13 protein-coding genes and 2 tRNA genes are annotated in these 15,424 nt (G+C 51.0%); 10 read left to right on the top strand and 5 right to left on the bottom strand.

What is annotated here, in order from left to right; translation table 11 throughout:
* The first annotated feature begins 29 nt into the window (after positions 1 to 29).
* From CRO57_RS02865 to CRO57_RS02850, 4 genes are all read left to right on the top strand, one after another.
* Positions 30 to 1,241 (top strand): TRAP transporter substrate-binding protein, encoded by a 1,212-nt coding sequence (locus tag CRO57_RS02865; protein WP_244579997.1) that lies wholly within the window; start codon positions 30 to 32, stop codon positions 1,239 to 1,241.
* A 34-nt stretch (positions 1,242 to 1,275) separates the two neighbouring features.
* The gene (locus CRO57_RS02860) at positions 1,276 to 1,848 is read left to right on the top strand and encodes a TRAP transporter small permease (protein WP_210200736.1); all 573 of its coding nucleotides are present in this window, start codon (positions 1,276 to 1,278) and stop codon (positions 1,846 to 1,848) included.
* Positions 1,845 to 3,200, top strand: coding sequence for a TRAP transporter large permease (locus tag CRO57_RS02855; protein ID WP_097151881.1), 1,356 nt, complete (start codon positions 1,845 to 1,847; stop codon positions 3,198 to 3,200). The genes CRO57_RS02860 and CRO57_RS02855 overlap by 4 nt, the downstream gene beginning before the upstream one ends.
* Before the next feature lie 110 nt (positions 3,201 to 3,310).
* Positions 3,311 to 4,282, top strand: a complete 972-nt coding sequence (locus tag CRO57_RS02850) for an NAD(P)H-dependent flavin oxidoreductase (protein ID WP_097151880.1) — start codon at positions 3,311 to 3,313, stop codon at positions 4,280 to 4,282.
* 92 nt (positions 4,283 to 4,374) lie between these two features.
* On the opposite strand, the gene CRO57_RS02845 is transcribed toward CRO57_RS02850, so the two are convergent.
* Positions 4,375 to 4,451: transfer RNA gene (locus CRO57_RS02845), tRNA-Pro, on the bottom strand.
* 228 nt (positions 4,452 to 4,679) lie between these two features.
* Between CRO57_RS02845 and CRO57_RS02840 the strand changes: the two genes are divergently transcribed.
* Positions 4,680 to 4,754, top strand: a tRNA-Gln gene (locus tag CRO57_RS02840).
* 77 nt (positions 4,755 to 4,831) lie between these two features.
* Here CRO57_RS02840 and CRO57_RS02835 read toward each other — a convergent pair.
* Positions 4,832 to 5,578, bottom strand: coding sequence for an IclR family transcriptional regulator (locus CRO57_RS02835; protein ID WP_097151879.1), 747 nt, complete (start codon positions 5,576 to 5,578; stop codon positions 4,832 to 4,834).
* A gap of 207 nt (positions 5,579 to 5,785) precedes the next feature.
* Between CRO57_RS02835 and CRO57_RS02830 the strand changes: the two genes are divergently transcribed.
* The 4 genes from CRO57_RS02830 (at position 5,786) to CRO57_RS02815 (ending at position 10,285) form a co-directional block, all read left to right on the top strand.
* Positions 5,786 to 6,961, top strand: coding sequence for a pyridoxal phosphate-dependent aminotransferase (locus CRO57_RS02830; protein ID WP_244580052.1), 1,176 nt, complete (start codon positions 5,786 to 5,788; stop codon positions 6,959 to 6,961).
* A gap of 172 nt (positions 6,962 to 7,133) precedes the next feature.
* Positions 7,134 to 9,365 (top strand): propanediol/glycerol family dehydratase large subunit, encoded by a 2,232-nt coding sequence (locus CRO57_RS02825; RefSeq protein WP_097151877.1) that lies wholly within the window; start codon positions 7,134 to 7,136, stop codon positions 9,363 to 9,365.
* Between the two features lie 12 nt (positions 9,366 to 9,377).
* Positions 9,378 to 9,809, top strand: a complete 432-nt coding sequence (locus CRO57_RS02820) for a diol dehydratase small subunit (protein WP_097151876.1) — start codon at positions 9,378 to 9,380, stop codon at positions 9,807 to 9,809.
* A 50-nt stretch (positions 9,810 to 9,859) separates the two neighbouring features.
* Positions 9,860 to 10,285, top strand: coding sequence for a GlcG/HbpS family heme-binding protein (locus CRO57_RS02815; protein ID WP_097151875.1), 426 nt, complete (start codon positions 9,860 to 9,862; stop codon positions 10,283 to 10,285).
* 151 nt (positions 10,286 to 10,436) lie between these two features.
* Here CRO57_RS02815 and CRO57_RS02810 read toward each other — a convergent pair whose 3' ends face one another.
* The 3 genes from CRO57_RS02810 to CRO57_RS02800 form a co-directional block, all read right to left on the bottom strand.
* Positions 10,437 to 11,546, bottom strand: coding sequence for a YHYH protein (locus tag CRO57_RS02810; RefSeq protein ID WP_210200735.1), 1,110 nt, complete (start codon positions 11,544 to 11,546; stop codon positions 10,437 to 10,439).
* Between the two features lie 155 nt (positions 11,547 to 11,701).
* Positions 11,702 to 12,406, bottom strand: a complete 705-nt coding sequence (locus CRO57_RS02805; protein WP_097151874.1) for a response regulator — start codon at positions 12,404 to 12,406, stop codon at positions 11,702 to 11,704.
* On the bottom strand, positions 12,403 to 13,917 hold the full coding sequence (locus CRO57_RS02800; protein ID WP_170955924.1) for an ATP-binding protein: 1,515 nt from the start codon (positions 13,915 to 13,917) through the stop codon (positions 12,403 to 12,405). Before CRO57_RS02800 ends, CRO57_RS02805 begins: the two co-directional genes overlap by 4 nt.
* A 427-nt stretch (positions 13,918 to 14,344) precedes the next feature.
* On the opposite strand from CRO57_RS02800, the gene CRO57_RS02795 reads away from it, so the two are divergent.
* Complete coding sequence (locus CRO57_RS02795) at positions 14,345 to 15,421, top strand: coiled-coil domain-containing protein (protein ID WP_097151872.1); 1,077 nt, start codon at positions 14,345 to 14,347, stop codon at positions 15,419 to 15,421.
* The last annotated feature ends 3 nt before the right edge of the window (positions 15,422 to 15,424 follow it).

The following is a 15,424-nucleotide window of genomic DNA, read 5'->3' as shown; positions in this document are numbered from 1 at the left end:
TCGTTGTGCACTATGCTGGAGGAAAAAGCATGGCTAATGTGTTGCCAGATAGTCATAAGAGGTTCGATCAGTTTTCCATGTCTTACAGAAAAGCTCCCAAATCCTTGGCTCATTCTTCTTATAATGATGTCTACACCAAGACGCAGGCTTCCCGGCGAAGCCGAGTGGCTGTTAAATCTGATGATGCCGAGCAATTAAACAGGACCTTTCTGATCCGGACACTGCTGCTGGCGGTGATGTTGGTAACCTTTTCCTGGCTATCCAGCCCAGCCAGGGCTGCTGACGTAACCTTGCGACTGCACTCGTTCCTGCCGCCTTCTTCTACGGTTCCCAAGCAGATTTTGCGCCCCTGGGCAAAAAAGGTGGAAGAAGCCTCTGATGGCCGGATCAAGATCCAGCATTTTGATTCCATGGCTCTGGGTGGCAAACCTCCATCCCTCATGGATCAGGCACGCGATGGAGTTGTAGACATCACCTGGACCCTGCTTGGCTACACACCCGGACGTTTTCCTCGTTCTGAAGTACTCGAGCTCCCCTTCTTGATGGAAGATCCAGTTGCCACATCCCTTGCCTTCTGGGATTTGGTCGAAGAAGATTTCTCCAAGAACGAGTTCAAGTCCGTCAAGGTTCTTGGCGCGTGGGTACATGGTCCCGGCGTTCTGCATTCCAAGGAGCCTATTCGTTCTCTTGAAGACATGAAGGGCCTGAAATTGCGCGGCCCTACCCGCGTGATCAATGATTATTTCAAGGAAATTGGCGCTGTGCCTCTCGGCCTGCCTTTGCCTGCGGTTCCAGAGGCTCTGTCACGTGGTGTGATCTCAGCAACGGCTCTTCCATGGGAAGTGACACCAGCAGTAAAATTATCCGAATTAGTTGGCAATCATAGCGAGCTGAAAGGTCCGCAAGCCCTCTATACCGCAACACTCGTGCTAGTGATGAACAAAGCACGCTACAACAATCTTCCCGATGATCTGAAGGCGATTTTGGACGCTGAATCCGGTGCCAAACTCTCCGGCTTTGGTGGTCGTGTGCAATATGCAGCAGATGGCGCAGCCCGGAAGATTGCCCAAGATGCTGGCAATGACTTCCATGAGATTTCCAGCAAAGACTATGACGCATGGAAGCAAGCCGCACAGCCAGTTTATGATCGCTGGATTGCCGATATGACCAAGAAAGGTATCGATGGCCAAGCATTGATTGAAAAAGCACGAGAGCGCATCAAGGCTCACCGCAAACCATAAGAAGACCGATGCAAGCAGGACAATTGGCACTTTCATGATCGCTTCTTTTTTCCAGCGCTTAATGGAATGGACGAACCGTCTTGCTCTCGGCTCTGCGCTTGCCGGTGGATTGGTCTTGTTGCTGCTGGTGTTGCTGACCGTTCTATCCATTCTGGGGCGGGAGCTGGCAGCTCTATCATTCTTGTCCGATCTTGTTGGGCCAATCCCCGGAGATTATGAGCTGATCGAACTCGGCATGGGTTTCGCGATCTTTGCCTTTTTGCCCTGGGCCCACTGGACCAATGGTCACGCCAGTGTGGATTTGCTAAAGCCTTATTTCGGTCGCCTACTCAATCGACTGGCTGAGATCGCGCGCGATCTTCTGATGTTCATCATTGCTGTCTTGTTCATGCGGCAACTTTGGCTGGGTATGCTGGATAAACAAAGCTATGATGAGACCAGCTTCATATTGCAAATCCCGCTTTGGTGGGGCTATGCAGCTGCTAGTGCTGGAGCTGCTCTTTTCACGTTGATCGCTTTGATCAAGCTGAGTGTCACCTGCTTTGGCACACAGGCAGATGCTCCGACAGAGACAGCAGAACCGGACGTTCCTGGAGGTGGCATATGAGTGATGTCATCTTCGGTCTTTCAGATCTTGAACTCGGGATTGCCTCTTTCCCAGTCTTGCTGCTTTTGATTTTCTTACGCCTTCCCATAGGCTTGGCCATGCTGGTTCTGGGATTGGGCGGATCGTGGTTGATCAATGGCTCGCCTTTGATGGCGCTGGCGCAGCTCAAACACACACCCCATGGACAATTTTCCAGCTACTCTCTCTCCATATTGCCACTCTTCTTGCTAATGGGGCAGTTCGCAACCCTTGGCGGGATGTCGGGTGCCTTGATGAATGCCGCCAATACGTTCGTGGGTCACCATCGTGGCGGCCTTGCCATGGCGGTGGTTGGTGCCAGTGGTGGCTTTGGTGCCATTTGCGGCTCTTCTCTTGCGACCGCAGCCACCATGAGCCAGGTCGCGCTACCTGATTTGCGCAAAGCTGGTTATCCGGGAGGACTTGCAAGCGCTACCTTAGCGGCAGGTGGAACATTGGGCATTCTCATCCCCCCTTCCATCGTTCTGGTAGTTTATGCCATTTTGGCCGAGCAAAATATCGCAAAACTTTTTGTAGCTGCACTTGTGCCTGGTCTTTTGGCGATGCTGGGCTACATACTGACCATTGCCATCATTGCCCGTTTTCAGGTTTCGGCATCAAGAGATGCCATCGCGATACAATCGAAGCAAAACTGGGCGCAAAGACTGATCGCCTTGAGTACCGTCTGGCCGGTGCTGTTGATCTTTTTAATCGTGGTTGGGGGAATTTATGGTGGCTTTTTTACCCCGACTGAGGCCGCGGCCATTGGTGCCGCTGGCACCGGACTGCTCGCTTGGAAATCTGGACGTCTCAACTGGGGTAGCCTGAAAATGTCCATTGCCAGCACGGCAAGCGCCAGTGCCATGGTCTTTTTCATTATTCTTGGAGCAGGCTTCTTCAATGCCTTTCTGGCATTATGTGGGCTCCCACAAGCGCTAGCAGATTATGTCGTGAATAGCGGATTTTCGGCCTATGGCATTCTGCTATTGCTGCTTGGCATCTTCCTGATACTTGGCTGTGTCATGGAGAGCCTGTCCATCATTTTGCTGATGGTTCCGCTGGTCTTCCCGATTGTTTCTGCGCTTGATTTTGGGCTAAGTCCAAGTGAGTTCGGTCTCTGGTTTGGCATATTGGTTTTGATTGTTGTCGAAGTCGGCCTGATCACTCCACCTGTAGGGCTCAATCTCTTTGTCATTCATCGCCTTGCCCCAGATATTGCACTTGGTTCAATGTTCCGTGCTATTCTTCCCTTTGTGATGAGCGACATCGTTCGTGTGGCTCTCTTGGTAGCTCTGCCTGTCCTCTCTCTGGGACTGGTACGCTTGGTCTTCTAATCCTGTCATTATTCACATAGCTACCCTAAGGTGATCTGGACAGGTCTTTGATGTAGGCCTAGGCTCTTACGCATACGTCAATCATGTCTTCCAGATCGGAACACCTCTTCATGAGCCTGCCTCCTCTTTTTAATCATTTGCGTCTACCTGCTGTCGCTTCTCCCATGTTCATCATTTCCAATCCGAAAATGGTGATCGAGCAATGTAAGGCAGGTATTGTCGGCTCATTCCCCGCACTGAATGCACGACCGCAGGAAAAATTGGGAGAATGGCTTACTCAGATCGAAGAAGAACTGGACGCCTATAATCAAGCCAACCCAGACGCACCTGCCGCTCCTTATGCCGTCAACCAGATCGTTCATCGCTCCAACTCACGCCTGATGGAGGATCTGGAAGTCTGCGTAAAGCATAAAGTGCCTATCGTCATCACCTCTCTCGGGGCACGAGAAGAAGTCAATGAGGTCGTGCATTCCTATGGCGGCATTGTTCTGCATGACATCATCAATAATCGCTTTGCCAAAAAGGCAGTTGAGAAAGGCGCAGATGGTCTGATCGCGGTCGCAGCAGGTGCTGGTGGCCACGCAGGGGTTCAATCTCCCCTCGCCTTGATTGCAGAGATTCGTGAATGGTTTGATGGGCCCCTGCTTCTCTCTGGTGCCATTTCCACCGGTTCATCTATATTGGCAGCCCAAGCTATGGGGGCTGACCTTGGATATATCGGTTCAGCCTTTATCGCTTCGCACGAGGCCAATGCCGATTCAGACTACAAGAAGATGATTGTCGATTGCGGAGCAGAAGACATTATCTATACCGACCGCTTTACCGGTGTTCATGGCAATTATCTGATTCCATCTCTGGTCGCCTCAGGCATCGATCCTCGGCGTGTGGCCCATGAAGATCGCAAAAAAATGGATTTTGGCAAAGCTGACAGTGATGACAATGAGAGCGTAAAGGCTTGGAAAAGCATCTGGGGTAGCGGTCAGGGTATCGGCTCGGTCAAATCAATCGCATCCGTTTCCGAGATCGTGAGGCGACTGGCAGGAGAATATGAAAGCGCGAAAGAAAGACTGGCTGCACTTTAAGGGCAGCTTATCTGCCTGACCTAAAAACAAAAAAATCGCCTTGCGGCGATTTAGTAGATCTTAGATCATTTTGGGAGGATTTGATCTAACGATGGTCGGAGCGAGAGGATTCGAACCTCCGACCCCCTGATCCCAAATCAGGTGCGCTACCAGGCTGCGCTACGCTCCGTTCCATCGGTGGAGTGGCTTATAGCGGTGAAATTTTTATAGCGCAAGCCCCTTTTCACAGAGTTTTTGTCATAAAGGTCACTCTTTCCCCAGCAATCAGATTTGCCCTCAAAAGTTTGCTATGGCAGGATATCAGCTTGTGAAAAAGGCGTCTTTTTCATTGCACCGCTGAATTGGGTTGTTTATAGAAGGCCCTACTTCACGGTGGATCGCTGATCTACTGTCGTGTTGGGGTGTAGCCAAGTGGTAAGGCATCGGTTTTTGGTATCGTGTATCGTAGGTTCGAATCCTACCACCCCAGCCACAATCTTCCCTTAAAACTTACATCTCAACCGAATAGACAAACATCCGTTTTTTCAATGTTCTATGAGATTTTTCGTCTCAATCGAGCAAACCAGATATCTGCCTGGACCATTTCTGCAGCGGTGCTGTATAGAAGTCTGGATCTGATTGAAGCCTGAAAGTAGGGATGGAAACGCTGATCGCTGCTACTGGTCCGCCACCCGTAGAGCAGATTGCTGCCCCATAACAAACAATCCCTTCTTCATTTTCCTGATCATCGAAGACGAAACCTTGCTGGCGGCTTTGCGCCACAATGTCGCGCAGCACTTTCTTATCTGCGGTTGTGTAACGAGTAATTCTGCTCAATGTCAGCCGATCAATCAGCTCATCAGCATCACTCGGCTCCATTGCAGACAGAAACGCTTTGCCGACCCCAGTGGAGTGAAAAGTAACACGAGTACCGATGGTCGAAGTCATTCGTACTGTCGCTGTGCTCTCGATTTTATCAACATAAACCAGCTCATCACCGCTACGTAGCGCCAAATGGACTGTCTCACCGGTTTCATCTCGTAATTTTTCCAGACAAGGCCGCGCTATTTTGCGCAAATCATTATCAGCCAAAGCCTTACGGGCAAGGGAGACAAGGCGTATGCCCAAAATATAGGACTTGTCTCGCTGACGCTGGACAAGACCTTCTGCCTCTAATGATCCAAGAATGCGATAAAGAGTGGGACGCGTCAGATCTGTCCTGGATAGCAGATCTGCAATCGTCGGCGCTCCGTCGTAATCTGCGATCATCTGAAGGACATTCAGACTACGGCTAAAACTTTGAGCCCCTTGTACCATTCTCTTCTATCCACCTTTTTCTTTGTCGCGATATTAGATCAATGCCTGTTGGCTTCCAAGCCAGCCATAGAGCACCCTTCCATGAAATGATGCAGTTACGCCTTGACACTTTTGCTCTACTCTTCCTAATATCCAATTTATGGATATTTGTCCATAATATGAACAAATTAAATTCAACCAGTCCGGTGGGAGAACAACTGAGTGATCATGAATGCCAGCAAAGGACTTGCAAGCCGCGCCGTATCTGTTTCACCTTCCATCACGCGTGTTTTGGCCAATGCGGCCATGGATGTCGACGGGCTGATCCCGCTTTGGTTTGGCGAACCAAACCAACCAACACCACAGTTTATCTGTGATGAGGCAGCAAGATCTCTATCCGCAGGCGAGACCTTTTATGCTGAAGGACTCGGACGCCCCTATTTGCGAGAAGCCATTGCAGGATATATGAGCGATCTCTATGGCAAATCCATCGGTAAAGATCGAATTGCAGTGACCGTTTCCGGCGGCAATGCGCTTAATCTGGCGTTTCAGGCGTTGCTGGAACAAGGGGATAAGGTGGTGACACTTACCCCAGCCTTCCCGAACCTTCTTGCTATTCCCAGCCTGCAAGGTGCCAATGTGGTGCCCCACAAGTTGCAGATCAAGGATGATCAATGGCATTTGGATTGCGACGCATTTCTGGAAACGGCCAAAGGCGCAAAAGTCGTCTTGATCAATTCCCCATCGAACCCAACCGGTTACATGATGCCACGTGAGGACATGCAAAAAATCATGTCCGTCTTGCGCGAACGAGGAACATGGTTGATCTCGGATGAGGTCTATGCTCGCACAGTCTATGATGACAAAGTCGCTCCTTCCTTTTTGGATGTCAGCGAAGCAGAAGATCGACTGATTGTGATCAATTCCTTTTCCAAAAGCTGGGCCATGACTGGTTGGCGCCTTGGCTGGCTCACGTTACCCCCGAGCATCACGCCAATCATTGAGAAAATCGCTGAATTTTCTGTTGCTTGTGCTCCGCCCTTTGCTCAGCGTGCAGGGGTTGTTGCGCTACAAGATGGTGAAGACTTCATCCGCCAGACGGCACAATCCTATAAAGCAGCTCGTGATCAGGTTTGTTCAGCGCTACTCTCCCATGAGCTTGTCAGCTGTCCCGTACCAGATAGCGCTTTTTATGCCTTCTTCAAAATTGACGGCGTTGACGATTCCATCGCATTTGCTCGGACCTTGATCGACAAAGCCAAGGTTGGCCTGGCACCGGGTGATGCCTTTCTTGTGGGAGAGCCTGGTTGGTTCCGTCTCTGCTTTGCGCAAACAGAGCAGCAATTGTCTGATGCACTAACTCGTCTTTCTCCTTTTCTGGAAGATCCGGAAAAAGCTCAGTAAGGCATCAGAGATTTCAAGGAGATTGCTGTACTGATATTGCCCCTCACCACCCGGTTGCTGAAAAGGATAGGGACATGGAGAGCGGTATCGATCAGCAATCTTCTCATGAGCAGTACAGGGTCATGGGTTGGGATCCTGTACTGCTCACCCAGAAACTGGATTGGAGTGAAACATGACACAACGCTCAAAACGTTTCGCCAAGCGGGCCGAACGTGGCATCAATAAAGAGAGCTATATTCATGAGCTGCCCGAGCTGGGCCTTTGTGTGATGAATAGCCCATCTGACCCCAAACCCTCGATCAAGCTCAAGGATGGCGTGATCGTTGAAATGGATGGGCGAAGCTTTGATGAATTTGATGGCATTGATCGCTTCATCGCGAAATATGCAATCGATATCGAACAATCCGAGACATCCATGGCGCAGGACTCTCAGAGCATTGCTCGTCTGTTCGTTGATATCAATGTGCAGCAAAAAGATGTTCGCCGCGTGCTGTCCGGCTGCACCCCCGCCAAGATTGTCGATGTCATGCAACATCTGAATGTGGTGGAAATGATGATGGCGCTGCAAAAGATGCGGCAACGCCTCAAACCTGCCAATCAATGCCATGTCACCAACTGGAAAGAAAACCCGGCACTACTCGCAGCAGATGCCGCCGAGGCAGGGCTTCGTGGCTTTGCAGAAGCCGAGACGACCGTCCGTGTTGCCCGCTACGCACCCTTCAGCGCTCTTGCCCTGATGGTTGGGGCACAAGTCGGTCGTCCTGGCACCTTGACCCAGATCTCCGTCGAAGAAGCTCTGAATTTGAAGCTGGCCATGAAGGGGCTGTCTTCTTACGCAGAAACCTTGTCTGTCTATGGCACTATCCCCTCTTTCGTGGATGGTGATGACACGCCTTGGTCAAAAGGTGTTCTTGCGTCCGCCTATGCCTCTCGTGGCGTCAAATCACGCTTTACGACGGGATCGGGCTCTGAAGCTTTGATGGGACATGGACAAGGCTGGTCCATGCTCTACCTTGAAGTGCGCTGCCTCTTGATGGTCAAGGGCGCTGGCAGCCAAGGGGTTCAAAATGGCTCCATCTCTTGCATTGCCCTACCGGAATCCTTGCCCGGAGGTGTTCTCGGTGTATTGGCAGAGAATTTGATCGCAGCATCTCTGGGCCTTGAAGTCGCCTCTGGCAATGATGCCCTTGCTTCGCACTCTGATATCCGCAAAACCGCAAAACTGATGCTTCAGTTCCTGCCGGGTACAGATTTCATCACCTCCGGCTACAGCTTGATCCCCAAAAAGGACAACCTGTTCGGTGGAGGTAACTTCGACGGCGAGGATCTTGATGACTGGCTGGTCCTGCAGCGAGACATGCGTGTTGATGCTGGCCTACTCCCAGTGCGAGAAGATGAGACCGTCGCTCACAGGCGCAAGGCCGCTCTTGCCATGCAAGCAGTCTTCAAGGACTTAGGCTTCCCCGAAATAACGGACGAGGAAGTCGAAGCAGCAGCAATAGCTTATACCAGTGACGACATGCCAGACCGAGATGTGGTTGCAGACCTGGCAGCTGCTGATGATTTTTTGAACTCTGATCTGACTGCAATCAACGTGGTCAAAGCGTTATCAGAAGCCGGCTTTGACGATGTTGCTGATAGTGTTCTGGAGATGCAGCGCCAGCGCGTTCTTGGTGATTATTTACAGACATCAGCCATCTTTGATGAGGAGTTCAATGTATTGAGCGCGGTGAACACCCCCAATAATTATCAAGGTCCAGGCACAGGCTTTCGCGTCGAGGGAGAGCTATGGGACAAGATCCAAAATCTTCCGCAAGTGATAGATCCCCGGTCGCTGGTCGCCGACGAAAAGGCCGATGCAAAACTGACACTCACCCCAAAAGGCGAGCCACAGGCAGGTGATGAAAACGAAGTGGTTATCGCCGTTGGTCCTGCCTTTGCGACATCAAGCGATGAGACCCTCGCCAAACTGTCCCACACAGATGTTCTGAAAGCCATCATTGCGGGCATTGAATCGGAAGGGGCAAATTGGAAAGTGGTCAAGGTCTTTACAAGCGCAGATCTCGCAGCCATTGGCCTTTCCGGGGCAAAAGTGAGCGGATCTGGCATTGGCATCGGTTTGCAATCAAAGGGCACAGCCCTCATTCACAAGAGCAATTTGGCCCCGCTCAATAACTTGGAACTGCTAAGTCAGGCCCCCAACCTCACACTGGAATCTTATCAAGCGCTTGGCCGCAACGCCGCCTGCTATGCCAAGAGAAAGCCCCCTCACCCGGTTCCGGTCAAGATCGACAATACCGCCCGTCTCCGCCTGATTGTGCAGACGACATTGTTGCATTCACGAGAAGTCAACAAAATCGATGAAGATCGCGGCCTTGTCGAGATGGCTGTTTCATTCCAGTAACGGAGAGGGACTATGACAAACGATAAAACCACAAAAAATCTGACTTATCCGTTCGGAAAACATCATCGCTCTGAGATTCCATCTCGAAGCGGTAAAACGCTCGAAAACATTGAGCTAGACAATGTTTTGGCCGGCACAGTCAGCCCGGATGATCTGGCCATTCAAAGAGTCACGTTGGAAGCCCAAGCGCAAGTCGCGACAGAGGCAGGCTATACTGAAGTTGCCGAAAATCTGCTGCGAGCTGCTGAGATGACGAATATTCCAGATGATGAAATTCTGGATATGTATGAAGCCCTGCGCCCTGGTCGCTCAACCTATTATCAGCTTCTATCCTTATCACAGCGAATCTCCAGTCAGTTTGATGCTGAGTTGACCGGCAACTATATCCGCGAAGCAGCCGACGCCTATCGAGATACAGGCCTATTGAAAATGGAAGATGACTGAGAGAACGCACCTTCTTCCTACATTAAGTGAAAAAACAATAGGATTATATCATGCTAGTTCACCGCCCCAGTCTGAATAGCGACATGGCGCTCACTCTTGCAAAAGCGGCAACAGAGATTGCCCAAAGCAAAGACCTCAGAATTTGCGTGGCCATATTGGGTACATCAGGGGAGCTATTGGTTTTCTTGCGCAATGATGATGCAATCCCAGCAGCTCAGCAGATTTGTCAGCAAAAAGCAGCAACCGCCCTCCATTTCCGCACCGCGACCCAACAATTGTTTGAACGAAGTCTGGAACGACCAAGTCTTCAATCAGGCTTCTCCAACCAACCCGATATCATGCTGCTTCCAGGAGGCATTCCATTATTTGCTGATGGAGTATGCATTGGAGCAATCGGTGTTTCCGGTGCCAAGGATTATGAGGACGTGGAAATTGCTCAAGCTGCGCTCAAGCAAACAAGACTTGATTGCGCCTGATAGCTCACACGCAAAAACGGAGCGTCAGGGGTGACGCTCCGTCCTATCCAGTTTTTCGGCCAGAGGAGGCGGCAGACTCCTTGTCGAGCGTCCCCGCACACAAATTGCGCCCGACCAGATCCGAATTACCGGATATGTAAGAATATCGCTTCTAAGGGCGACGACCGCCACGTGGCATGCAAGCCAATTGCCGATCTGGCGTTACACCACATGTTCCGCTGATCTGACGCCCTCCCGGTGCATTGAAGCCACAACGCTGTCCAGTGTTTTTGGACGTGCAAGCCTGCAGGGCTTCCTGAGGTGGACCAAAACGTCCCTGCCCCATGCCACGCCCTTGTGGGCGCTGGCCACCGAAACTCTGATTATTTGCCTGATTGGATCGCCCCAAAAAGCCATTATTGGGACGCTGACCACCTTGGCCGAACTGAGGCCTTTGACCTCGTTGATTTCCGCGACCTCGGCCAACCTTGAAGTCAGAGCTGGCACTGCCCCAAAGGCAGCGGGGAAAGAAGGGATAGGTGTCGGTCGCGAAATAGACGAACTTGCCGTTCAGCGTGCCACCATTGCACTGATCAAGATTGCCTGATCCCGCAACATATTGCCAATCCTGCACATATGTACCGTCGTGGCGCCCTCCCGGACCAGACGAGCGCTTGCCACCCTTCAGTTTGTAACTGGATGTTTTCCGCTTACCTACATAGTGAATTTCAAAGCCATCAGCCGCATATCCGATCAGAGTGCCTTTTCCAGACTTGGAAAGAGCTCTGGACGGACCATGATAGTGATAGAGGCCACGTTGATCGACATGGGCATTATTGCGATCCATGCCCAATTGGGTGCGGGCTCCCATACCTTCCAAATTCCAGCCAGAGCTGCGGTTTCGACTGAAGCCACGGCGGCCACTCGGATCGTAATAGTCAGCGGTACCAGGACGGATCTGCACCCCGTTGAGAGCCACGCCGATTGATCCGCGAATAGGTGTCGCACGGGAGCGCTTCTTTGGATTCTTGTTAACGCATAAACGGATGGATTGTGCCGATATTGTGTGCGGATTTCCACGATTTGGAAATGAACCAGTTGAGTGGTCGGGCAAACCGTTGGACAGGATACAACGCTTGTTACCCTGATCCTTGATGGTCACCTGGTTGTTATGTGCTTGAGCAGAGTTGGCTGCCAGTGTCAGGAGGCTGGTCGCAACCATCAGGCCAGAGGCCTTGATTATCTGCCGAGCCGCCAGATACTTCAGTCGGAAAGCTTTCATGTTCGTTCTCCTTGGTCTCCTCCGCTGCATCCAGGTGTCGCAAGCCTTTGGTGATGAAGCGGGTTGTAAGGAAAGAATGGCTTTCAAAAAAGGAGAGATGAGGTGGGAAATATGGAGAAGCCGTGAAGACAGCGGGGTAACTTTATGATCCAGGCTCAGAGCATCTCGAAACTGTAGCCGACCCCATAGACGGAACGAATAATATCGCACTCGGAATCAATCTTGCGCACCTTCTGGCGAATATTTTTCACATGACTATCGATGACCCGATCAAACACCTCGCTGTCATCAGGAAAGGCAAGCTCCAGCAATTGAGCACGGGAGAAAACCCGGCCCGGCCGGTTATAGAGCGTGCTGAATAGCTGGAATTCCCGCCGCGTGAGGTTCAGCGGTTGGCCATTATAGTCCGCCGTCCAACGCTCTTCATCGATGGTAAGCAATGTTTCTGAAGCTGCATCCGTTGGGGCAGTATTGCCGACTGTCCTTTTGGTGCGACGCAAAATTGCTTTCACACGCGCAACCATTTCGCGAGGAGAGAAAGGCTTGCAGATATAGTCATCCGCTCCGAGTTCCAAACCTAGCAGTCGATCAATTTCCTCGACTTTTGCTGTTTGCAATATGATGGGCACATCACTTTGAGCCCGCACTTCACGGCAGATGGTCAGACCATCTTTTCCCGGCAGCATGATATCCAAAATCACCAGATCGGGATCAGATTGCAGAATGTGCTCCGTTGCACCTCTGCCCTCCTCCACAAGGTCAACATTCATACCTGACTGAACCAGATAGTCTTTTACGATCTCAGCCAATGCAGGTTCGTCTTCAACGACAACAATGAACGGCTCTTCGTTGGAGTTCATGATTGAGCCTCCTGTTGCTTTGGCAAGCTGATACCCACTTGCAATCCGCCAAGGTTTGATGCCGTTGCCGAAATATCACCGGAATGTGCGTCAACAATGGCTTTGCAAATAGCGAGCCCCAATCCTGACCCACCGTGCTGGCGATTACGAGAGCTCTCAGTACGATAGAAGCGTTCAAACAATTTTGGCAATTGCAGTTCTGTTGGGCACGGCGCGGTATCTGCAATTATGATTTGGTAGCCATCATTTAACTCACCGAGGGTGATGGCAATTTTGCCGGGCGAGGACGTATAACGGCGCGAATTTTCGATCAGATTATCGAGAAGCTGCAGCAATCGCCCACGATCACATTCAATGGGCGCGTCTTCGATCAGGTTCAGATCAAACTCAAGGCCAGCTTTGTTCAAGCGATCAGCTTGCCTCTCCAAACTCTCCCGGATGATTTCGCTCAGATCATCCGGTGCCCATATGCATGAAAGCTTCGCCTCGCCGCTTTGTGCAAGGATATTCAGATCACTCACCAACGTGGTCAGGCGCATGACGGACGTGTGGAGATCACTGAGGAATGCTTCGTCAGGTTTATAGATGCCATCCTGCAAGCCTTCAATTTTGCCACGCAGGACAGCCAATGGTGTTTTCAATTCGTGCGATGCGTCCGATACCCATTGGCGCTCAGTCTGTTTTGCAACCTCAAGACTTTCTGCCATCTCATTAAAGCGCGTAATGAGCGTACCGATTTCATCACTGCGTTGCGCTTGCGTGCGAACACCACTTTCCCCCGCGGCCAAACGCATGGTGCCCTGCATCAGTTCCTGAATTGGATGAAGGAAATAGCGGGCCAGCACCCAGGCACTTAAAGCGGCGATGGCCAGTGCCAGCAGCGCAGCTAACCCAAGAGCTTTGAGCTGATCAAAGACAAAGGACTGATCCCGCCCATCTGCAGCAGCACGTGATTGGGCCAAGGCCAAATAGCCGATGATCTGCCCACGCCCGCTCGCGTCGAAAATGGCTTGTGTCACAAAATTGCGAGAGGCGATCTTCGCTCCGGCAACGCGATCTATATCGATATCCAAAAGCGCCAGTCTTGTTCCCAACTGGCGCGGATCAGGATGACGGGGAAATGGTCGCCGAGCGCCTCCTTCTGGCCTGGGAGGACGCATTCCCGCTGGTGGAGGAGGTCTAAACCCTGCTCTCTCATCTCGCGGTGGCCTAGGCCCTGCTCTTTCGTCCCGAGGTGGACCAAGGCGGCTCACATTCGATCTGACCGTATCATGCCATCGTCGGGGATCGGAGGCAAAGCTCTTCCAACTATCCCCCGAGCCGGCATATTGCAGTGCTAATGCACCAGCAAGATCGTCAAATTGTTCCAGCTCAATCTCAAGCAGATAGTCCGAGAATCCAGAGCGAATATTGATAGCTATGAAACCCGCCATCAATGCCACGATCACAGAGGAAAGGGCAGCCATCGCCAGAAACAGCTTACCTGCCAGAGACTGTCTTATCTTCATCATTCCCCCAGTCTGCATAACAAATGTGGAGAGGCAATGAAGTTTTCATCAGACCGGCTGACCGACCTCCAAAAGAGGAAAAGATCGCAGAACTTTCCAATCCTCAATCAGGATCAGACGTGAAGATCGGATCAAATCAATTTTTTCCACTCTTCAGCTGCTTGTTTTGGCTTTCGCAGAATCAACTCTGCAGATCCACCCGCTCATCCATAGCTTCAACAAAACTGTCAGATCAAGCACATCCACCCTTGCTAATTGAAACTACTTAGAATGCGTTGACTTTTTGCCCATAAGTGACTTTTCTAGATCTTATATGCTTGATTTTCTGTGATTATCAGGAGTTGCTTCAACGTTTGATCACATTCGTGTGGTTGATTTCCGCCACCTAGTACCTACTATTTAAATATACACTTTTCAAAAAGGGGAAATAATGTCTGCCCTAGAAAGCCAGATCAAAAAAGCAGTAGAAGAAGTTGCGACTTCCCAACAAAAGCTTTCCAAATTCACCGATCAAATTGAACAGGCGCGAAGCGAGTTTGAAGCCGGACAAGAGCTCTCTATCGACATCGAAAATGCAAGCCTTGATGATGTGAATGCCCACACCGATTTGATGAGCGCCAATATTGCTGAGCTGATCATGGGTCTTGATGATGTAACGGCGGGTTTCTCCAAAGATTTCGACGCCATGCGCTCCTATTCCGGCTGGGAGAGCTTCATCGGCTTCTTCTCCAAACAGCGTGCCGATAGCTTACGTCAGGAACGTATGCGCACTGCATCCATTGAAGACAAGCTTCAGGACCTGATTTCCAAATCAGATGTCATTACCAATCTGCTGCAAGATCAGTTAAATACGCTGAACGAACATGCCGAGCGGGTCGAGAAGAACCTGGAGAGCACACTCGTTGATCGCGAAGCAACTGTTGCTACATTGGAAGACATCAAGGCGAAAATTCTTGATATCGATCCTAAGATCATCGCTTTGGAAAACAAGATTTCCGTCGAGACCGATGCCGCAGCCCGCACCAAGCTGGAAACAGAGTTGGCTGCTCTTAATACCGAATATAACGCGCTCGTACAGGAGGAGCAGGTCAAAGTAGCCGAAAGCCAGACTCTGGAGCGCTATATTGAGAAGGGTAAAACCTGGGTCGATAGTCTGCAAAACCAGGCCGCTACCCAGATGGTTCTCATCAACAAGCTTCAGACAGACACCAAACAACGCGTTGTTCTCTATGATGCCTTGAGCAAATCTCTGAAGACTGCACAGCAACAAGATGTAGCTCACCGTATCAATGAGATTGGAGTTGCAACCGATCAGGAAGCGCAGGCAGCGATGGCAGCCATTGGATCGGCGACCAATCAGCGTATGGCCGAAATGATGGAAAAGCACGAAGACCATATGGTGTTTGCACGCAAGGTTCTGGAAGAGAAGGCCAAGTCTGATGAGAGATTTGCCCGCCGCTTCGAGAAGATCGTCGAAAAGCACGACAAGAACGCTTACGGAGCCTGAGGT

The organism is Cohaesibacter gelatinilyticus (assembly GCF_900215605.1).
GTDB lineage: Bacteria > Pseudomonadota > Alphaproteobacteria > Rhizobiales > Cohaesibacteraceae > Cohaesibacter > Cohaesibacter gelatinilyticus.
This window is presented reverse-complemented; position numbering and strand designations above follow the sequence as displayed.